This window comes from Paenibacillus albidus (assembly GCF_014644435.1).
In the GTDB taxonomy this organism is placed as follows: Bacteria; Bacillota; Bacilli; order Paenibacillales; family Paenibacillaceae; genus Paenibacillus_AQ; species Paenibacillus_AQ albidus.
Window position 1 is genome coordinate 199,381 of sequence record NZ_BMKR01000008.1, and the last position, 20,362, is coordinate 219,742.

The following is a 20,362-nucleotide window of genomic DNA, read 5'->3' on the forward strand; positions in this document are numbered from 1 at the left end:
AACTCTTTAATCAATATTTTTAGAATACCAAACTTTGCTTGTTACGTCATGCGCCACCCAGTTTCGGGTCTTGCCGCTTCCCGTAGACCGTGCGCAGCCTTACTAAGCATACAGGGGAAGACTTAAATCTTCAAACCCTCTTTTTCAATCATTTGATTACAAAAATGACACCAAAACAAAACGCAAAAAAAGGATGAGCGCCACGCGTGGCGTCACCCGGATAACCGTGTTTTTATTATTATAAAAGAAAGCACTTCATCCATTATACAGCAATCCATTACACAGCAAAAGACGGCCAGCAGACGAATTCGTCCGCACAGCCGCCCTTCCACTCTATTTCACCGCACCCTGCATAACACCTTGGATGATATATTTCTGCGCGAACAGATAGACCACTACAATCGGCAGAACCGTAAGCACCAGACTCGCCATCAGGGGCCCGAAATCAACGGTATATGTGCCATAGAAATTGAAGGTGGAGAGCGGAAGCGTCCGCTGCTCCGGATCAGTCAGCACCAGTGACGGCAGCAGGAAGTCATTCCAGATCCACAGCACATTCAGAATCGCAATTGTAGCCGTAGTCGGCATCAGCACCGGAAAAACAATCCGGAAAAAGGTCTGCACCCGCGTACACCCGTCAATCAGCGCAGCTTCCTCCAGCTCCTTGGGAATCCCCTTCACAAAGCCGTGGTAGATAAAGACGGCCAGCGAGCTGCCGAAGCCGATGTACATATAGATCAGCGACCATTTACTGTTCAGCATATCAAGCGAGCCATAGACTTTGACCAGCGGAATCATTAAAGCCTGGAACGGAATAATCATCGATGCGACCATCAGCAGAAACGTGTACTGGTTGCCCTTGGTCGGGTTACGCACGAAATAGTGAGCCGTCATCGCCGCAAACAATGAGATCAGCAGCACGCTCAGCACCGTAATAATAAAGGAGTTGGTGAACGCGTCTACGTAATTCATTTTATCAAAAGCGTTGGCATAGTTGTCCATACTGAAGCTGCCGGGCAAAGAGAGCGGATTCGCGGTAATCTCCTTATTCTCTTTGAAGGAGTTCAGCAGCAGGAACGCAAACGGGACTATAAACAGAATAAGTGCAAGCGACAGCAGGAGCAGCTTAAAGAATGAGGTGATTCTTCTCGAACCTGCCATCAGGCTTCAACCTCCAATTTCTTGCTAAAATACACCTGAAGCAGCGTAATTGCAGCCACGAGAAGGAAAAGCACCAGTGCCTCGGCCTGGCCAACCCCGTAGTCCCGTGACAAGAAGGCCTTCTGGTAGACATGCATGGAGACGAACTCCGTACTCTTGAACGGCCCTCCCTTGGTTAACGAGAGGTTGACGTCATAGACCATAAATCCGCGCTGCAACGATAGGAAGATACAGACGATAAAAGAAGGAATCATCAGCGGGACCGTCATTCTGACCATCTTCATCCAGCCGCTTGCCCCGTCGATACTGGCCGCTTCCAGCACATCATTCGGCACACCCGTCAGTCCAGCCACATAGATCACCATCATGTAACCGGCGTATTGCCATACCGTCACAATAACCAGCGTCCAGAAGGCATGATCCGGGTCGGCCAGCCAGGAGGTGCTGAAGATGCCGATGCCTGCCTTCTGCCCAAGGTATACCAGCACATTATTGAAGATAAATTGCCAGATGAAGCCCAGTACGATGCCGCCTACCAGATTGGGAAGGAAAAATCCGGCCCGAAAGATGCTCTGCCCTTTAAGCCCCGTTGTGAGTATATAGGCTAACAGAAATGCCAGTACATTCGTCAGCACAACCGTATACAGCACATATTTCAGCGTAAGTCCGAACGATTTCCAGAACTCGGCGTCTTTGAAGACTGACCCGTAGTTCTGAAAACCGACCAGCGTCTGCGTCGTAGAAATGCCATCCCAGCTCGTAAATGTCAGGTAGATCCCGTATACAAACGGAATAATCATTACCGTGATAAAAGCAAACAGGGTAGGCCCGGTAAACAGCAGCCGCAAACGCAACCGGTTCCACACTCCTTTTTCCGTAATCATGGAGATTCCTCTCTCTCTATAACAATTTATTTGGCAGTCTTCCAGTACTCCTCAATCTCTTTGACTAATAAGGCGCGGTCACCTGCTTTGGACAGGTACTTCTGCATGGAAGCGCCCAGAATGGACCAGTGATCCGCAGGCAACACGCTCATAGACTGCTCCGAGCGGTCTATGGCGATATAATCCTGAAGCGATTTGCCGAGCGGATCGGCAGCCGGAAGCGTAATATTCTTGAAAGCCGGAATGATGCTGGCTTTATTCACCAGGAAGTCCTGTCCCTTGTCCTGATACACGATCCACTCGAGGAATTTCTTGGCCGCAGCCTGCTGTTCAGGTGTGGATTTCTCCTTGTCGATGACAATACGCTTGGAGACGGCGGAGGAAATCTCCTGGTTGCCGTAATCGGTTGGATTGTTGCTGACGGGCACCGGCAGGAAGCCATACGCACCGTTTGCAGTATCGAAGCTGTTGATCTGCGGCCATGCCCAGTTCCCCATGAACCAGATACCGACTTCCCCTTTGCCCAGCAGCTCAGGCCCGCGCTCATATACGCCTGCCAGCGGTGAAGCCTGGTCGATGTTGTATTTCATCATGACATCAAAGGTATCCATTAGTCCGTTAAACACCGCGTTGTCACCCAGTTGCACTGTACCTGCGCGCAGACCGTCGACGAACTTGTTTACTTCAGCCATGTCCTTGTTCTGGCCTGCATAGGCAAGCGGGAGATAGTGTGCGCCAAGCGACCAGTCCATCGGGGAGACAACCAGCGCTTTGGAGCCGGAAGCCTCGATCTGCTGGAATAGCTTCTCCAGTGAATCTGTAGTATTGATGGTAGCCGGATCAAACGTGCCGCCAACAGCCTTGTCCAGAACGGCCTTATTGTAAATGAATCCATAACCTTCAACAGCCAGCGGGAACGCGTAGTTCTTACCGTCAAATGTAGTCAAATCCGTTGCATTGGCTACAGTGTCCGCATTCCACTTCTCACCGCTAAGATCGAGGACACGGTCCTTGAATTTCTCAACATCGCCGGTGTCCAGCATAATCATGGTCGGCGGGTTACCCGAAGCATATAGAGTAGATGCACGCTCGAATGGTGATCCACCGTTCGGCACAGCCTGAATTTCCAGTGTAATGTCGGGATTGTCTTCATGGAAAGCCTTGGCCGCATCCTCAAGCTGTGTCTGTATCTCACCCTTGGAATTCAGCAGAGTTATCTTAACACCCGCCGAATTGGAAGCGGCATTTTCCTTGCTGTTCCCGTTAGAACTTCCACATGCGGACAAAACCACAATAAACGCCAGCATCAACATCAATAACCCCGTACCTTTGACTCGCTTCACATAAACTCCCCCTATTTTTATGAATCACGCTGTATAAAATCGCTTACATCCGCATTATATGTCAAACGTTTGATATATGTCAATCGAATGACATGTCAAGCGTTTAATATATTTTTCGACATGAAAAAAGCCGTCTGCATAAAGCAGATCAGCTTCGGTTCTTCTTTTATTCAGTCCCATCCTTTACGTTGTCGAGCGCTCCATCAGCTCCACGGGCAGAATATTCTCCCGCTCAAACGGTTCGCCGTCCCGCTGCTTGCGGATCAATTCCACGGCCAGCCGTCCGATCTCGCTGATCGGCTGCCTGATCGAACTGATCTCCGGTTCAAACCAGGAGACTGCACCAATCCCGTCATATCCGATAATGCGGATGTCTTCGGGGACTCTTTTACCGGCTTGGGTACAGCCTTTCAAGGCATACGCCGCTATGATATCGCTCGTGGCAAAAATCCCGTCAATATCCTCATGCTCCCTGAGCAGCTTGCCGATAATCCGCCCATACTGATCATGGTCGAACACATTCATATCCGTCTGGATCACCACGTTCTCGATCCCATGCTCCAACATCACATCACGAAAGGCCATACTTCTGTTATTGGCCAGCAGATTCAGTGTCAGATTACCGCAGATGTGGGCAATTTTGCGGCAACCCTTGGAGATGAGCAGTTCTGCAGCAAGTCGCCCGCCAGCGTAGTTATCGGAAGAAATATAGGGAATATCCTCATCAATCCTGCGGTCGATTGTCACAATAGGGGAATGCAGATTCCGGTACGCATCCACCTCAAGCGTATGGCTGCCCATCACAATGCCGTCCACCATATTGCGCTTCAGCATATCGATATATTCTTTCTCCTTCACGGGGTCCAGTTGCGAATTGCACAACAGCACCTTGCAACCGCTCTGGTAAGCATAATACTCCACATGGTTGGCCAGCTCGGCAAAAAAAGGATGAGACACCGCCGGGATAATCAGTCCGATCACATTAGAGCGCTTTCGCAAAAGCGAACGGGCGATCTCATTCGGATGGTAATTCAGCTCCTCCATCGTCTGGAATACCTTGCTGCGCGTACGCTCGCTGATATAGCCGCGGTTATTCATGACCCGGGATACGGTGGTGACCGACACCCCCGCTTTCAAAGCAACATCATGTATGGTAGCCATATCATTCCTCTTTCAACAATTTTGCTCCTCAAAGCTATGATGAAACTATACCTTATACCGGGCTGGCATACAAACAGATTTCCTTATACCAAAAGGGCCGCCCGCCGATATTCATCAGCGAGGCAGCCCACCGCAACCTCTTAACTGCCTCTATTCTACTGCTATAAACCTTTGATCTCCTTAAACCTGGCAACATATTTGGCCGCCAGCTCGGTGATCTGGTCATAACGCCCTTCTTTGGCCGGAGCGGTCAGGTTGCCCCCGATGCCGACAGCTATGCAGCCGTTAGCGATCCATTTGTCCATATTGTTCAGATCGACACCGCCAGTAGGCATAATGTTCACATGCGGCATCGGGCCTTTCACGGCTTTGACATAATCAGGTCCAAAGGCGCTGCCCGGAAACAGCTTCAGCACATCTACGCCCAGCTTCAGCGCTTCCTTCATCTCATTCAGCGTCATACAACCCGGCATATAGGGAATTCCGTAGAGATTGCACATTCTGGCTGTATCTTCTTCAAACGAAGGACTTACCACGAACTCCGCACCGGCCAGAATGGCAATTCTCGCCGTCAGCGGATCAAGCACCGTACCCGCACCGATCACAGCGCGGTCTCCATATTCGCGGGCGAGTCTTTTGATAGCCACATCCGCCTCAGGCGTTGTGAAGGTAACCTCAATATTGTTCAATCCGCCCTCGATGCAGGCTACGGACATTTTAAAAGCATCCTCAGGGTTATCTGCACGGATAACGGCCACAACACCCACAGCTGTTACATTCTGCAATACTTTGATTTTTTTCATAAGGAACTCCCTCTCCGAATTAGTAAATTATTTTATCAAATTTAGTAATAAAAATGTGAATAGCACTAAGAAAATAGTAATAACATTGCCCCATATAGTCAATCTCTTTTTTAGAAACCTCTTGAAAAAATAGCCGCTCCAGTTACTAATTACTCTTTATTTATCAAGGCTTCATGGATATCCAACTCTTTGCAGCGTCTATAGTTTTTTCTTTGCGGTGAGCAATGTGTTATTGTACAAAACCGTTTTATGTGATAATTTCAAATTAAAGATCATCATTCAGGGAGATTATCCTTCCCTTAGGAGGTACTATTCATGAATAAACCGCTGGACGCCGTAACCTTCGGCGAAGCCATGGCCATGTTTTATGCCAATGAACCGGGGCCGCTGCATGAGGCCGTTTCGTTCTCCAAAGCGCTGGCCGGGGCCGAAAGCAATGTGGCTACAGGCCTGTCCCGTCTGGAACACCCGACTGGCTATGTGACCAAGCTGGGTGAAGACAACTTCGGGCAATTTATTGTAGAAGCCTTGAAGAAAGAGCAGATTGATACACGCAGCGTTACTTTTACCAAAGAATATTCCACAGGTATGCTGGTCAAATCAAAGGTTGTGACCGGCGACCCCAAGGTCGAATATTTCCGCAAAAATTCCGCAGCCTCCAAGCTGAGTCTGGCCGACTTCGATGAAGCCTATTTCGCATCCGCTGGTCATCTGCATGTGACAAGCATCCCTTCCGCCCTGTCGGACAGCTTCCGTGCTCTCTCTATGCACGCCATGGAGTTTATGAAGAGCCACGGCAAGACCGTCTCGCTGGACCCGAATCTCCGCCCCACTTTATGGCCGGATACGGCAACCATGGTGGCTACCATCAACGACTTGGCTACACGCTGTGACTGGTTCCTGCCCGGACTTGGCGAAGGCAAAATCCTGACGGGCCTTGATACGCCGGAAGAGATTGCCGCCTACTATCTGGAGCGGGGCGTCTCGCTCGTTGTTATCAAGCTGGGACCCGAAGGCGCTTACTTCAAATCGGCGGATGAGGAAGGTTATGTGAAGGGCTTTAAGGTTGAGGAGGTCGTGGACACGGTAGGTGCAGGCGACGGCTTTGCCGTTGGCGTCATCAGCGCGCTGCTGGAGAAGCTGCCGGTTGCGGAAGCCGTCACACGCGGCAACGCCGTCGGCGCACTCGCCGTCATGTCACCTGGAGATATGGACGGACTGCCGACCCGCGAAGGCCTCGCGAAGTTCATGAATCAGGAAGTATAGAGCGAAGCTGCATTTATGCAACAAAAGGAGTGTCTCACAAGCCATCATAACGGCTGCCGGGACACTCCTTTTGTTCTGGGACAACATTCAGTTCTTACGCTTCACGGATTGCCCCTGCTGAAGCGTTGGCGGGAACCGATAGGTGATCGGCACGGAAGGACCTTCATCTTCAATGCAAGACAACATGATTTTGGCCGCCTGCATGCCCATTTCATACGCAGGCTGGCGGATTGTCGTAATGACCGGATTATAGATATGGGCAAATTCGGCATCGTCAATCCCGATCACAGACAACTCTTCCGGAATGACAATCCCCTTCCGGTTGGCTGCTTTCAGAATTTCCGCGAGGGCAATATCATTGGAGGCCAGCAGTGCCGTTGGCGGCTGCGGCAGCCCCAGCAGACGATCTACCTCGGCTGCCAATTCCTCGCGCCGCACACTGCTGATATACTCTTCATGCAGCGTAAGGCCGGCTTCCTCGATTGCTTTTTTATAACCGCTCATTCTCTCTTTACGGGGGGTCACCCCATGCGAGCCGAGCGGAAGGGACAACAACGCAATCCGTTCATGGCCGCTCCTGACGAATTCGGCAATACCGAGCTTCACAGCCATCTCGTTATCCAGCAGCAGGCTCTGTGTCGTTACACCATCCACCAGCCGGTCCATGAATACCAGCGGATAATTTGCTTCGATCAGACGGGTGTAGAGAGCCGGATCATTCCCTGTCGGGAACACAATCAGACCATCCACCTGGCGGGCGATCAGCGTCTCTATATACTTGCTTTCCTTCTCCGCATTCTCGTCGGCATTGCAGATCATCACCTGGATTCCGTTGCGCTGGAGCTCATTCTCAATCGCCCGGATACACGCGATGGACAGCGAGTAGTCAATATTGGCGACAATAATGCCCACCATATGCGTCCGGTTCTGCTTCAGGCTCCGGGCCAGCCCGTTCGGCTGGTAATTCAACTCCTCAATGACCTCGGCAATCCGGTTTTTTGTCGCTTCACTCATGTATTTGAACCGTTTATTTAGAAATTGCGAGACGGTGCTTTTCGACACTCCCGCTTTTTGTGCTACATCCTCAATCGTCAGCTTCTTCATCTCTTCCGCTCCACTCTTCTTTAAAGAAAACACTTTAGAAAAAAGTATAGCTTTTTTTTAGTAAATTATCTACTGAACGATTTATCTGCCCAGGCCCAGCTTCTCCTCCAACCGGCGGGCAAGCTCATCATCCGATAGCGGATTACGGTGCGTATTCTCCAAATAAATGTGTTTCTCCGTTTCGGGCATCAGATACTGCTTGTACCACAGAAACATATCGGGGCTGTCGCCCTGTATCCGCAGGAAACCCCGTACGGTCTCCGCATGTTTGATCGTATTCATGATATTGGTCAGCCAATCGGCCCGGTAGAAAAACTCCCAGCGTCCGGCCGACGCGCGCGCAAGCGCCTGCTGCCCTTCCGTATAATGCCAGACGGCATGGGAAGCATGGATGAATGCCCCGGGGTAGTTCTCCTGACGGAACGAATGGTAGGCTTGGCAAATCGAAGCCAGTCCCCTGCAGCCGCTCGAATGCAGCTCAATTTGCACAAGCAGCTGGACTTGCAATCTGCGGCGTTCTTCTTCCGGCAACCGCTCCATTACTTCAAGGCATTGATTATACAGCGCATCCCATCCGGCCACAGCGGCTTCCGCACGTTCCCCGAACCAGCGGACCTGATCTGCAAAAGACTGCTCTCCAGCAGCCCACACCAGTCGCTCCTCGGTATCCGTCCGTCCCCGCAGCCAGTGTCCTATGATCTCGCGGGCGGGATGGTGATAGAATTCATCGCCTGCCCGGTCATCGGCATTGGGGCCATACGCGATGGTACATTCGGCATATCCTTCATACAAACCCGCGATCCGCTCCTGCTGGCCTGTATACATACGTCCGATGAATGTTCTGAGCTGCTCTGCGGCCTTCGCCTCACCGTCTGTCCACAGCCCTGCTACAAGATTAAGCGTATACAAATGAGGCAGGATATTGCCCGAATTGACCAGCACATATTCATCAGCTCCCGCTGCAAAGGCGTTCTGGAGCTCATCGGCAATAATGTCCGCACTGGAGGGAAATTGCGTTAAATGATTGGAGGCCTGCAGATCATGAAAAGTCACATGGTAATACACGCCGTTTTTGCCTTCATCGCCCTCTTCCGGCAACGCCGGAACCCGCAGATTCAACTTGCCGTGCCGGCGTGAGACCATTTTGCCATAGCCGTTATCCGCCCATATTTTGATTACTCCCTCCGGCACCCCGATATGCCCCTGCTTGTACAGCTCGGCGATTTCCCCATACATGGCGATGCAGCATACCGGCTGCTCTACCACCTCGCTGACCATCTCAAATTGCTTGCGGACGACATAAGTGATCATGCCCCCACGTTTCTCTGGAGTATCAAATGCCGGATCGTTCTCCCAAAAGGGCTTGTCCCCCTGGCCCCGGAAGGACAGCACCCAGAGGGTTTTATCGTCTTTTTGCCGCTGGATGGCTTCCCGCCACAACTGCTCAAACAACTCGGGATGCTCTTTGTAGCTGGCCTGCTTGCCGGGAAACGCACGCAGAAACATCTCCGCGCCCAGCGGTTCGGCATGATGATGCGTAATCCATAACCCCATGTCTACTGCGAGCTGATGGTGAATGCCGTGTCTAGGCAAATCCGTACCCGGGATGACCATATTACCTCCGCAGCGCAGCAGCGCTTCAAAGACCGGCTGCCATACCTCCTCTGTCGGAGGGTAGTCCTCTTTCCAGCCGATCAGGCATACCTCGTCATTCACGAACCAGCCCCGGTAACGCACACGGGGTTTACTGCTGTCATAATCCCGAATCGGCAGCTCAATGGCTTCTCTCTTGGCAGGGGGTAACTCGGCCCAGAACCAGAAGGGGTCCACACCAAGCACAGTCCGGCTGTAATAGAGCATTCCATAGATGATTCCCAGTTCATCATTGCCGATAATATGTAAGACTGGCCCTGCCTCCCCTTGCATGTACCGAAAGCCAAAACCCTCCGGCCATCTGGGGGTGTTATCTTCAGAAGTGGCATAACGGAAGATCACAGAAGCCGGTTCGCCTAGTTGCGGGGATGAACCAAACACATGGGTATGATCCCTGGCAATCATGCTCCAGGCATGGCTTAGCGGCAAGCTATCGGCGGCATCAAGCTTGTATATGGTAGCTGCGGAGACCTCCAAGGATGTAAACGTATCCAAAATTATGTAACCCCTTTCTGTTAAATAGAGTTAGTGTTATTATAGATCATTTTTGTCCGGTTGGAGCGTCAAGTTTGCAGCGGACTTCGATCCCCTTCGCTTTGACCTCCATCTGGATTTCTCCCTGCCTGTCCGTTCGGAATACCTGGTTGGAAACGGCTTCCAGACGTTTAAGCACCCCGGCATTCGGATGCCCATACAGATTATTCACCCCGGCAGAGATCACCGCTGTGCGGGGTTTCCAGAACTCCAGCCATGCCTCCCCTGTAGAGGTTTTGCTCCCGTGATGGGCCGCTTTAAGCACATCGATTACGGGCCCCGAGTGAAGCCCGGACCGTCTGCCGCTCTCCTCGATTTCTTCCTCTGCCTCCAGATCCATGTCACCGGTAAACAAAAAGCTGTGCCCTTTCATCTCCAGCCGAAAGACCACCGAGTCGTGATTCTGGTCCTCCAGCACAGGAATTTCCGCTGTGGCAATCTCTTCTGCCCGTTGCTCCGGCCACAGGAAGGACAGTTCCGTGACGTCATCCGGGGCAAGAAATAACCCCTGATGGACCGCGTATAAACGCACATTCTTATGGAGTGCAGTCCGCATCAGCTTCGTGTAGGGCTCCCGGTCGGCCAGGGTTCCATTGAACAGCAGCGCCGAGACCGGTATCCCCTCCAGCACCGCCTGCAGTCCTCCGGCATGATCCTGATCTGCATGCGTGATGATTACGGCATCCAGCCGGTGGATACCGCGTTTTTTGAGCAGGGGAACCAGCGTTTTGGCCCCTACTTCAAACGGGCTGCGCCGGATCCGCCACGCCTCCCGCTCCCCGAAGCTCACCGTGCCCCCTCCATCCACCAGAATATGGGCTCCGGCCGGAGTTGTAATGAGGATGCTGTCGCCCTGGCCTACATCCAAATAACTTATCGCACCCGCTCCGGAGAGCCGTTCCGGCTGATATCCAGTGTACAGCAAACTTCCCAGGCCAACCGCCAACAGGAGAATTGCAGTCCTGCTGTACCGCCAATCAAGGCGGCTTTCTGGTGGAGCGGGTAAATCATCGCCATGCAGCGGCCGGGTCTCCTCTTCTGTGTATTGCGGTGTCAGTCTGGCCCGCGTCTGCTGCCTGGCGGCATAAAGCACGGCGTACAGCAAGAGATAATAAGCCCCGATCCACAAGAGCGACGGCGACCGCCAAATCATCAGGGCAGCCGGGAAGCCATTGATCCATTCCACCAAATGAAAGGTGAGTCCATTCAGCTGTTCCGTCAGTTGAGCCAGCAGCGTGGCCCCCTTTCCCCAAATTTGTGCCAGCAGCAAAGCCGCCATTCCCAGTGGAAGGATCATAAACGTGATAAACGGCACAAGAAGCAAATTGGCAGCAAAAGAGAGCAGCGAAAACTGATTGAAATAATAGATCGTCAGCGGAAACGATACCCATTGTGCTACTAAAGTGACCGAGACTGCACTCCGCAGCCAGCGGGGCAGCCTGCGCAGAAGCGGCTCGGCAAGGGGGACGTAGAGCATCAGTCCCGCCGTCACCAGAAACGAGAGCTGAAAGCTGACACTCAGCAGCAAATAAGGGTCAGAGAGCAGCATAACCAATGCCGACGCAGCCAGAAGATTCAAACCATCCTTAAGCATACCCATACGTGCAGCCAGCAGGGCAATCATACTCATCAGGCCTGCACGAATGACTGAAGGCCCCGCACCGGCCAATAGAATATATACCGGAACAAGAAGCAGTGTAACGGTCAGCATCGTTTCCCTGGTCATTGCGCAGCGCCGGAAGATCCACAGCAGCATCCCTACATAGACTGCCACATGCATGCCGGAAATGGCCAGAATATGTGTCAGCCCGAGCTGTGAGAACTGCCGGAAGGTTTCGGGGTCTAAATCATCCTGAAGGCCAATCACCAGCCCTTTCATATATCCCGAGTGAAGCGGCTGAAATAAACGGTCCATCTCACGTCCAAGCACTGCCCGCACTTTGTCATTCCAGCGCAAAACAAGGCTTGGGCTCCATTGAACAGGCGGTGTTACCACCGCACTGTCCACTCCCTTGCTTTTGAGCAGCCAGTGAATGCGAAGGGTACGCAAATACCGCTGGTAGTCAAAACCTCCAAAGTTGCGTGCAGCGGAAGGAAGCTCCAACTCACCATCCAGCACCACCCGGTCGCCCCTCTGCCAGGCTGCTGCCACGGCAATCTCCTCTTCCTCCAGCAGCTTAAGCTGTACTGCGAGCCTTTCGTTCAGATTCAGTTGATCCGATTCATCGCCTGTTGCAGGTATCCCGGGTCTCCCAGCTTCGTTTCCCGACGAGATCCGGGTCAAGCGGATCGTGAAATCGACCCGGTCCCCGTCCCGCTCAACCGGAGTGACAATGACACCTTCGGCTCTCACAGGAGCTTCATGCAGTGCGTCAGCCCGGGTGCCCAATATTTCGGGAAGTACAGTCAGATTGCGGTGCTCATTCCCTTCCCAGTACACAGCAGCGAGTGACAGGGACAGCATTAATGTCACTGTGTATTTCCAGCCTAGGCTCCCATATACAACATAAACGGCGAGCAGCAGCAATAACCCCGCCCAGGCGAGCAGCAGCGGAACACCTGAGAACAGGCAACCTGCCGTATTACCGGCAATCCAGCACACCGTAAAGGCCAATAGTGGTCTCTGCTTCATCCATCCATCCTCCTTTTCTATCCAAAAAAAGAACCCCTGCATACGCCCGTCAAGGCGTGTACAGAGGTTCCTCCTCTTTCACTCTTCAATCTGACACTTTCATCATCGTTTCACGCGGAGGTTCATAGGACTCCAGCTGGCGGAAAACGATGCCCTTGGAAGCCATCATCGCCCGGACCTTCTCCATATCCTTGCGGTACGGACGATAATACACAATCTCCACAATACCGCTGTTGGCCAGCATGTTGGCGCAGGTCCAGCACGGCTCATCGGTTACGTATACTGTACTGCCTTCCCGGTCAATCCTGTCCGTGAACAGCAGAAGATTCTGCTCGGCATGAATGGTACGGATGCAGCGCTGCTTCTTCACCATCGTCTCTGCACCTTCAACAATCTCCAGCTCATATTGCTCCGATACCATACAGCCTGCCTCCGAACAGTCCGGCACACCCATGGGCGCCCCGTTGTAGGCAGTGCCCAGCAACTTCTTGCCCTGCACCAGAACAGCGCCGACATGACGGCGCGGACAACGTGAACGGGTAGAAACCATACAGGCGATATCCATGAAATAGGTATCCCAGTTCTTGCGGTAAGCCTCAGCCATCTTCAAGTCTCCATCTTCACAATAAATTTGTTAACTATTGTAGCACATCCGCTTGGGCTTTCACTAGGACTTAAAAGCTGACCAGCGGTTCCAGCTTCTCCAGCATCTTTTTTCCGATTCCTTTTACTTTGCCCAAGTCGCTCAAGCTGCGGAAGGTTCCTTTACTGTTGCGGTAATCAATGATTGCTTGCGCTTTTTTCTCCCCGATCCCCGGCAGCTCCATCAGTTCTGTGGTCGTGGCCGCATTCACATTGACCCTGCCATCCTGAGCGGCGGCAGGTGCAGATGGCAAGGCTCCGGTGGAGGTTTGCCCACCGCTGTTCATATTTCCGGGAGGGGCCGGCGATACAGCGCTGGCCTTGTCCGGATCTCCCCCGGCTCCTTCAACTCCTCCAGCAGCTCCCGCTTCGGTTGCCGGGGCTGCGGCTACGTTTGTTTCCGCTCCCTTTAGCACTGGCGCTTGTGCCGCCTCGGTTCCCACGGCCTTCTTGCCCGCAGTGTCGCCCGCGCCCTTAGCATCTTCCTTGTCTGCCCTTTCCGCTGGTTCGGCAGCAGGTGCACCGATGGCCTGCTCCATGCTGACATTGAGCGTCTCCCAGCCGGCAATGCCGGATTCCTCCCTGATGGAAGCTGTCCAAATCAGCCCGCAACCGAGCAGTGCCGCCACGATTCCGGCTGCAATCTTGCCTTTATTCAATCCAATCCTCTCCTTCACATCAGTCAGTATTCGTTTTTTTGCATCTTCATTCATCTTGGAATCCCATTTTCTTCAATATTTCAGGTATTACCTGTCATGTGTCCAAGTCTATCCTGCATACACTTAACGAAGAGAATTCATGTCAATTCAACAAAAAAGCAACGCGGGAAAGGAGGGAACCACAAAATGAAGGTGGGATTTATCGGAACAGGCAGCATGGGCAGCCTGCTGATCGATGCCTTTCTCACATCGGGAGCACTGGAGCCGAGTGATGTGCTGGCCAGTAACCGCAGCCCAGGCAGACTGCAGCAGCTCGCAGGGCGCCACCCGGGCATTTCCGTATGCACCAGCAACAGCGAAACTGCTGCTGCAAGCGATATTGTGTTCTTATGTGTGAAGCCGCTCGAATTCAAAACCCTGACGGATGAAATCGCTTCTTATCTGCGCAGTGAGCAGATTGTTGTTTCCATTACCAGTCCGGTCCAGCTGTATCATCTGGAATCGGCGCTGCCGTCTAAGATTGCCAAAGTCATCCCGAGTATTACCCACAGTGTCAAAAGCGGAACCTCACTGTGTGTATTCGGCAACAGAATTACCCCAAATGACCGGCTGAAGCTGCTGCATCTTCTGTCTTTTATAGGCGTTCCGGTGGAAATCCAAGAGAACCATACCCGGATTACCTCGGATTTCTCCAGCTGCGGCCCGGCATTCCTCAGCTATTTCATTGAGCGCTGGATTGAAGCGGCCGTAGAGTCCACTGGTATTGAGGAAACCTTAATTACCAGGCTGGCGGGTGAAATGCTGCTCGGTACAGGCAAGCTGCTGACAGAAGGACAATTCACTCCCCAGGAGCTGCAGGAACGGGTGGCGGTACGCGGAGGCATTACAGCCGAAGCGCTTAATCATCTGCGCATCAGTCTGGAGGGCGTATTCGAAAGCCTCATCACCACTACGCATGACAAATACGATGAGGATGTGGCACGGCTTGATGCCCTGTTTGGACGTGACGGCATTGCCCAAAGTCGATTGGACTGCTAGCAGATTTGTCGTTCCTTTAAACAAAATAAACCCGCAGCACGGAAACCTCCGTTGCTGCGGGCAGAAATACGTTCTTCGCTTAACCCACTACGATATTTACAAGCTTGCCGGGAACGGCAATGACTTTGCGTACAGTTTTGCCTGCAACTGCACTGCTGACATTCGGCAGCGACAAGGCATGTGCCTGCATCTCTTCCTGCCCCATGTCCTGCGGGATCAGGGCGCGCTGGACGATTTTGCCGTTGACCTGCACCACGATTTCCACTTCCGCGTCCACCGTCCAGGCCTCATCATAAGCCGGCCAGGTTACATAGCTGATGCTGCCTTCGTGACCAAGCAGCTGCCATAGCTCTTCCGCAATATGCGGAGCCAGCGGCGAGAGCATTTGTACGAAATGCTCCGCAGCCTCATGGGACAAGCTGTCCTGCTTATAGGCATCATTGATAAAAATCATTAGCTGACTGATTACAGTATTGAAGCGCAGATGCTCAAAGTCCTCGGTAACCTTCTTGAGCGTCTTGTGCCAGGTCCGTTTGAACTCGTCACTGCCGCCGTCTTTGGTAATTTTGGCGCTCAGTGAGCCGTCCTCGTTCACGAACAGGCGCCATACCCGGGCCAGGAAGCGGTGAATCCCTTCCACGCCTTTTTCGTTCCAAGGTTTGGTTGCTTCCAGCGGTCCCATGAACATTTCATAGACACGCAGCGTATCCGCACCGTAAGCTTCCACGATCTCATCCGGATTGATGACATTGCCGCGCGATTTGCTCATCTTCTCATTGTTGTTGCCCAGGATCATGCCCTGGTTCACCAGCTTGTAGAAAGGCTCTTTCGTATCGACTACACCGATATCGTACAGTACTTTATGCCAGAAACGGGCATACAACAGATGAAGCACTGCGTGCTCGGCTCCGCCAATGTAGAGATCTACCGGCAGCCATTCCTTTTGCTTCTCCGGTGAGCAGAGCTCCCGGTCGTTGTGCGGATCAATGTAACGCAGATAGTACCAGCAGCTTCCTGCCCACTGCGGCATCGTATTCGTCTCACGGCGCGCCTTCATGCCGGTCTCCGGATCAATCGTTTCCACCCACTCGGTTACATTCGCCAGCGGTGATTCCCCGGTACCCGATGGTTTGATTGCATCCACATCCGGCAACACCAGCGGCAGCTGATCCACCGGCACCGTCTTCATGGTCCCGTCTTCCAGGTGCAGAATTGGAATCGGTTCACCCCAGTAACGTTGACGGCTGAACAGCCAGTCCCGTAGGCGGTAGGTCACTTTGCCTTTACCACTGCCCTGCTCTTCCAGCCAGGCAATCATCTTCGCAATCGCTTCGGTATTCATCAGGCCGTCGAGGAACCCGGAATTCACATGCGGGCCGTCTCCGGCATAGGCTTCTTCTTCAATATTGCCGCCTTGTACCACTTCGATGATGTTCAGGCCGAACTGCTTGGCGAACTCCCAGTCGCGGGAATCATGGCCCGGAACCGCCATAATTGCACCCGTTCCGTACCCGGCAAGGACATAATCGGCAATCCAGATCGGTACTTGTGCGCCATTGACCGGATTTACCGCATAAGCTCCGGTGAATACGCCGGATTTCTCCTTGGCCAGATCGGTGCGTTCCAGATCACTTTTGCGGGAAGCCTTGTCACGGTATTCCGCGATGGCCGCGCGCTGGCTCTCTGTCGTAATGGCATCCACCAATTCATGCTCCGGTGCCAGTACACAATAGCTTGCTCCGAACAAGGTGTCCGGGCGGGTAGTGAACACAGTCAGGCTTGCTTCATGGCCTTCAACGGCGAAGTTCACTTCCGCACCGGTGGATTTGCCGATCCAGTTGCGCTGCATATCCTTGATGCTCTCCGTCCAGTCCAGCTCTTCCAGATCCTCAAGCAGGCGCTCCGCATATTCGGTAATTCTCAGAATCCACTGGCGCATCGGCTTGCGGATGACGGGATGGCCGCCGCGTTCACTTTTGCCGTCAATGACTTCTTCGTTAGCCAGTACGGTTCCAAGCGCTTCACACCAATTGACCGGAACTTCAGCCACATAGGCCAGTCCACGGTTGTAGAGCTGGATAAAGATCCATTGCGTCCATTTATAATAGTCCGGATCGGTTGTGCTGATCTCGCGGTCCCAGTCGTAGGAGAATCCGAGCGATTTGATCTGGCGGCGGAAATTATCGATGTTCTTGAAGGTAATATCCCGCGGATGCTGGCCGGTATCCATCGCGTATTGCTCCGCCGGAAGTCCAAAAGCATCCCAGCCCATCGGATGCAGCACGTTGTAGCCGCGCATCCGTTTGTAACGGGAAAGAATATCCGTAGCGGTATATCCTTCTGGATGACCTACGTGCAGGCCTGCGCCGGATGGATACGGAAACATATCGAGGGCATAAAATTTCGGGTTGCCCGGTTCTTCCCCTGTCTTGAAGGACTTGTTCTCATCCCAGAATTTCTGCCATTTAGGCTCGATCGTCTGGGCCCGGTAGCCTGCGCCGGGTGTAGCATTCGTATGCTCGCTCATTGTATGCTCCTCCTTGGAGTGTTGCTGTTGAAGTTAAGGGTGTCTATTTTTAAAAAATGATGTAGAATGGCGTCACTGCAAGAAATGTTGGACTTCCGGCCGCTGTTGTCTTCTGATTTCTTCAATATGTACCGCTGTCTGCGGTTGAAATCAGAAGCACAAAGGCGGTCGCTGGCGCTCCTTCAGTTCCAAATTTCTCTTTCGTTCCATTCTTCTACACTACACAACTAAAATCCCACCCGCCATGCCTTCGTACCGGCAAAGTCCAAGCCGAATCTCCAAGGCTCGCTGGCAGCTTAACAACCGCCACGCCCCAACCTCGGCATTCATAGGGACGCACCGCTACGCTAAAAAACCTCCCATCCCTAGCGTATAATCGCTAGGGACGAGAGGTTGAAATTCCCGTGGTACCACCCTAGTTAGCGGCTGAATATGCTTTACCGGCCACTCACTTTGCACCCTCTAACGGGGGTGAGGCGACGCCCTTTCACACGCTAAAGGAACCCTTAACGGCTTCTCTTCTGCGGCTTGCGGCGTTACTCCGAGGTGAGTTCATTCCGTTCCGTCAACCGGCTCGCACCTATTGCACCGGCTCTCTGCGATAACGAACTGTGAATTAATACTCCTCATCCATGTACTAAGTATGTGTATCAGGCTCTAATCGTAATATTCCCCAACATTATAACCAAAATCATTGACTATAGTCAATGATTTTGGCATCTCCGCCATATCTCTCCCCATCCGCACCGCTTTAACCATCCCTGCGGCCAATAGCAGCAGACAGAAGAATAGGACAAAGTGGGCAATGCCCGGCAGGAACAGCAAGGCAACCGGCCAAGGAAGCAAAAGCCTGGGAACAAAGATCAGAACAGCCGATGGAAGCAGGATATTGATCAAGATCAGGCTTCCCTCGCGGAGAGCCTGTTTCTTTTTGGTCAGCAGCTTCGTATTCCTCCATTTCATTAAGCCGCGTAAGGACAACAGATATAAAATAGTAAATAACAGAAGAACACCATTAATGAGCAAGTGCGTTTGCCAAAAATCCGGCAATTTATCTACGGAAACCTCCTGCCCATGCAGCAGCTGTTGAATCGCCAAAGGAACACCATCATAATCGGCCAAAAAATCGACGGAGTTGAACAGCAAAACGATGCCATATTCTCTGTCCATTAATAAATAGGAAGAAGAATTCTCGGTAGCTCCATTATGCCATACATTTCCAGAAGAGATAATCCAACCCATTCCATAATACTCACCTTCCTGTATCAGGGAAGCAGGCTTGTGCAGTTGCTCGATGCCATCCTCTGACAGCACTGTACGATTCTCAAGCTGCCCGCCGTTCATCTGAGCGATCAAATAATTGGATAGATCTTCTGCACTTGAGATCAGATTGCCGTCCGGTACAGATGCAGTGTGGTCCATTTGCGGGGTAGAAGTCATCTTGCCAAAAATAGGCTGATAGCCCGCAGCCAAGCCATATCTCCGGGCTTCTTCGGCATAGGCTGTACTATGTAACATATCTAAAGGTGTAAATATATGGTCTTTAATATAATCGCCGTATGGCTGCTGAGAGACTGCCTGAACGATGCCGCCCAGAATATCATAATTCAGATTTGAATATTGGTATCCTGAACCCACAGGTTGGGCTAGAGGAACATCCTTCATGCTCTGCAGATGGGCTTCTAGCGGCAGATTATCCGAGGCCATAGTGGCCCGGCCTTCATACTCAGAGATGCCGCTGGTCTGATGCAGCAAATCACGGACTGTAATTTTAGCAGAAGCTTGTTTATCCGCCAGACGGAACCACGGCAAATACCGCTGCACGGGCGCTTCAAGGTCAACCTTGCCTTCCTCCACCAGCTGCATCACCGCCAAAGCCGTAATAGACTTGCTGGTAGAACCCAGAATAAATGGTGTTTGCGGTGTTACCGGCTTCTGTTCCGGACCTGAAATGCCGTATCCCTGCAAATAAATAATCCGGTTTCCTTTAATGATCCCAAGGGCTGCTCCGGGAATTCTCAGCCGTTCCATGGCATTCTTCATATACTGGTCCACCCCGGTCCCGTCGAAGCTTGAAGCAGCACCGGCGGTTGTGCTCGAGAACAAGGCAGCAAATAATACCAGCGTCAATAAGGTGATATATATTTTACGGTTAATCCTTTTAGATTTTCTCGAGCTGAAACACATTATTATCATTCCCCTCCGCTCCGTATGCAGAGCATAATCCTGATAGCGCCAACGAGTATTTGAATGGATTAGCGCAGTCAGCCCATATACAGATTATACTGTGACAGTGAGGAAATCAGGTTAAGCAGAACGTGGACTGCCATGCCTAGGTAGATGTTTTTGGTGCGCCATACGATGAAGCACATCGGGAAGATCGCGATAATTCGGGTAACGGCCATCCAGGGGGAGAAAAAATGATACACGGCGAACAAAACTGTATTGATGAAGACACTTGCTCCCTGATATCTGCTCAGCCTGGGCAGCAAGTACCCTCTGAAATACAATTCCTCCACAATCGGCACAAAAATTCCAAGCAGAATCAAATCACTGGCCCAGGATGCCAGCAGCATGCCACTTGAATACCGGGACAGCATATCAGCAGCAGGATTGAACCATGCCGGGAAGAAATTAAACACATACTCCAGCAGATAATTGCCTACCGGTTCCAGCAGGAAGAAGACCAAAATAAACCAGACCAGCAGTGCAGGAACCCAAATGAAATATTGCCGCATGGGCAGTTTTTGACGGTATGGAAGAATACCTTGTAACGTAAATCTACCGGTCTGCTTCTTGGCGGTATAGAGCAGAATCCCGAGCTGGACCGGAACAATCGATAGGAACAGCACAAGATTGAGTGCCAACCCAATCGTCAGGCCCGACCTTATCAGAAATGGCGCGAAGAATAGAACACACAAAAAGGGTATGATACCGGGGAGGAGATGATATGCT

General features: G+C 52.1%; 15 protein-coding genes. 2 read left to right on the forward strand and 13 right to left on the reverse strand.

The features are described 5' to 3' along the window. Positions 1-333 precede the first annotated feature (333 nt). The 5 genes from IEY53_RS12110 to IEY53_RS12130 all read right to left on the reverse strand — a co-directional run bounded on the left by IEY53_RS12110 (position 334) and on the right by IEY53_RS12130 (position 5,352). The gene (locus IEY53_RS12110; RefSeq protein WP_189025183.1) at positions 334-1,161 is read right to left on the reverse strand and encodes a carbohydrate ABC transporter permease; all 828 of its coding nucleotides are present in this window, start codon (positions 1,159-1,161) and stop codon (positions 334-336) included. Next, positions 1,161-2,045: a carbohydrate ABC transporter permease gene (locus IEY53_RS12115; protein WP_189025185.1), complete on the reverse strand. Its 885-nt coding sequence runs from the start codon at positions 2,043-2,045 to the stop codon at positions 1,161-1,163. Before IEY53_RS12115 ends, IEY53_RS12110 begins: the two co-directional genes overlap by 1 nt. A gap of 26 nt (positions 2,046-2,071) precedes the next feature. Further along, a complete protein-coding gene (locus IEY53_RS12120) occupies positions 2,072-3,358 on the reverse strand; it encodes an ABC transporter substrate-binding protein (RefSeq protein ID WP_189025288.1) in 1,287 nt (428 codons plus the stop codon). A 213-nt stretch (positions 3,359-3,571) separates the two neighbouring features. Beyond that, on the reverse strand, positions 3,572-4,549 hold the full coding sequence (locus IEY53_RS12125) for a LacI family DNA-binding transcriptional regulator (protein WP_189025187.1): 978 nt from the start codon (positions 4,547-4,549) through the stop codon (positions 3,572-3,574). A gap of 161 nt (positions 4,550-4,710) precedes the next feature. After that, positions 4,711-5,352, reverse strand: a complete 642-nt coding sequence (locus IEY53_RS12130) for a bifunctional 2-keto-4-hydroxyglutarate aldolase/2-keto-3-deoxy-6-phosphogluconate aldolase (protein WP_189025189.1) — start codon at positions 5,350-5,352, stop codon at positions 4,711-4,713. Positions 5,353-5,667: 315 nt separating this feature from the next. On the opposite strand from IEY53_RS12130, the gene IEY53_RS12135 reads away from it, so the two are divergent. Then, positions 5,668-6,618, forward strand: coding sequence for a sugar kinase (locus tag IEY53_RS12135; protein ID WP_189025190.1), 951 nt, complete (start codon positions 5,668-5,670; stop codon positions 6,616-6,618). Between the two features lie 87 nt (positions 6,619-6,705). Here IEY53_RS12135 and IEY53_RS12140 read toward each other — a convergent pair whose 3' ends face one another. The 5 genes from IEY53_RS12140 to IEY53_RS12160 form a co-directional block, all read right to left on the reverse strand. Then, a complete protein-coding gene (locus tag IEY53_RS12140) occupies positions 6,706-7,722 on the reverse strand; it encodes a LacI family DNA-binding transcriptional regulator (protein WP_189025191.1) in 1,017 nt (338 codons plus the stop codon). A gap of 81 nt (positions 7,723-7,803) precedes the next feature. Further along, entirely contained in the window at positions 7,804-9,870 is a 2,067-nt protein-coding gene (locus tag IEY53_RS12145) for a glycosyl hydrolase 115 family protein (protein ID WP_229696101.1), read from the reverse strand. 46 nt (positions 9,871-9,916) lie between these two features. Then, positions 9,917-12,541: a ComEC/Rec2 family competence protein gene (locus tag IEY53_RS12150; RefSeq protein ID WP_189025192.1), complete on the reverse strand. Its 2,625-nt coding sequence runs from the start codon at positions 12,539-12,541 to the stop codon at positions 9,917-9,919. A gap of 85 nt (positions 12,542-12,626) precedes the next feature. Then, entirely contained in the window at positions 12,627-13,145 is a 519-nt protein-coding gene (locus IEY53_RS12155) for a deoxycytidylate deaminase (protein ID WP_189025193.1), read from the reverse strand. Positions 13,146-13,215: 70 nt separating this feature from the next. After that, complete coding sequence (locus IEY53_RS12160) at positions 13,216-13,842, reverse strand: ComEA family DNA-binding protein (RefSeq protein ID WP_229696102.1); 627 nt, start codon at positions 13,840-13,842, stop codon at positions 13,216-13,218. Positions 13,843-14,028: 186 nt separating this feature from the next. Here IEY53_RS12160 and comER point away from each other — a divergent pair, with 186 nt between their 5' ends. Continuing rightward, positions 14,029-14,880, forward strand: coding sequence for a late competence protein ComER (gene comER, locus IEY53_RS12165; RefSeq protein WP_189025194.1), 852 nt, complete (start codon positions 14,029-14,031; stop codon positions 14,878-14,880). Between the two features lie 79 nt (positions 14,881-14,959). Here the strand turns inward: comER and leuS are convergent, their stop codons facing one another. From leuS to IEY53_RS12180, 3 genes are all read right to left on the reverse strand, one after another. Continuing rightward, positions 14,960-17,407, reverse strand: a complete 2,448-nt coding sequence (leuS, locus tag IEY53_RS12170; RefSeq protein WP_189025195.1) for a leucine--tRNA ligase — start codon at positions 17,405-17,407, stop codon at positions 14,960-14,962. 657 nt (positions 17,408-18,064) lie between these two features. After that, on the reverse strand, positions 18,065-19,537 hold the full coding sequence (locus IEY53_RS12175; protein WP_189025196.1) for a serine hydrolase domain-containing protein: 1,473 nt from the start codon (positions 19,535-19,537) through the stop codon (positions 18,065-18,067). 134 nt (positions 19,538-19,671) lie between these two features. Next, positions 19,672-20,274, reverse strand: coding sequence for a CPBP family intramembrane glutamic endopeptidase (locus tag IEY53_RS12180; RefSeq protein ID WP_189025198.1), 603 nt, complete (start codon positions 20,272-20,274; stop codon positions 19,672-19,674). Positions 20,275-20,362 lie beyond the last annotated feature (88 nt).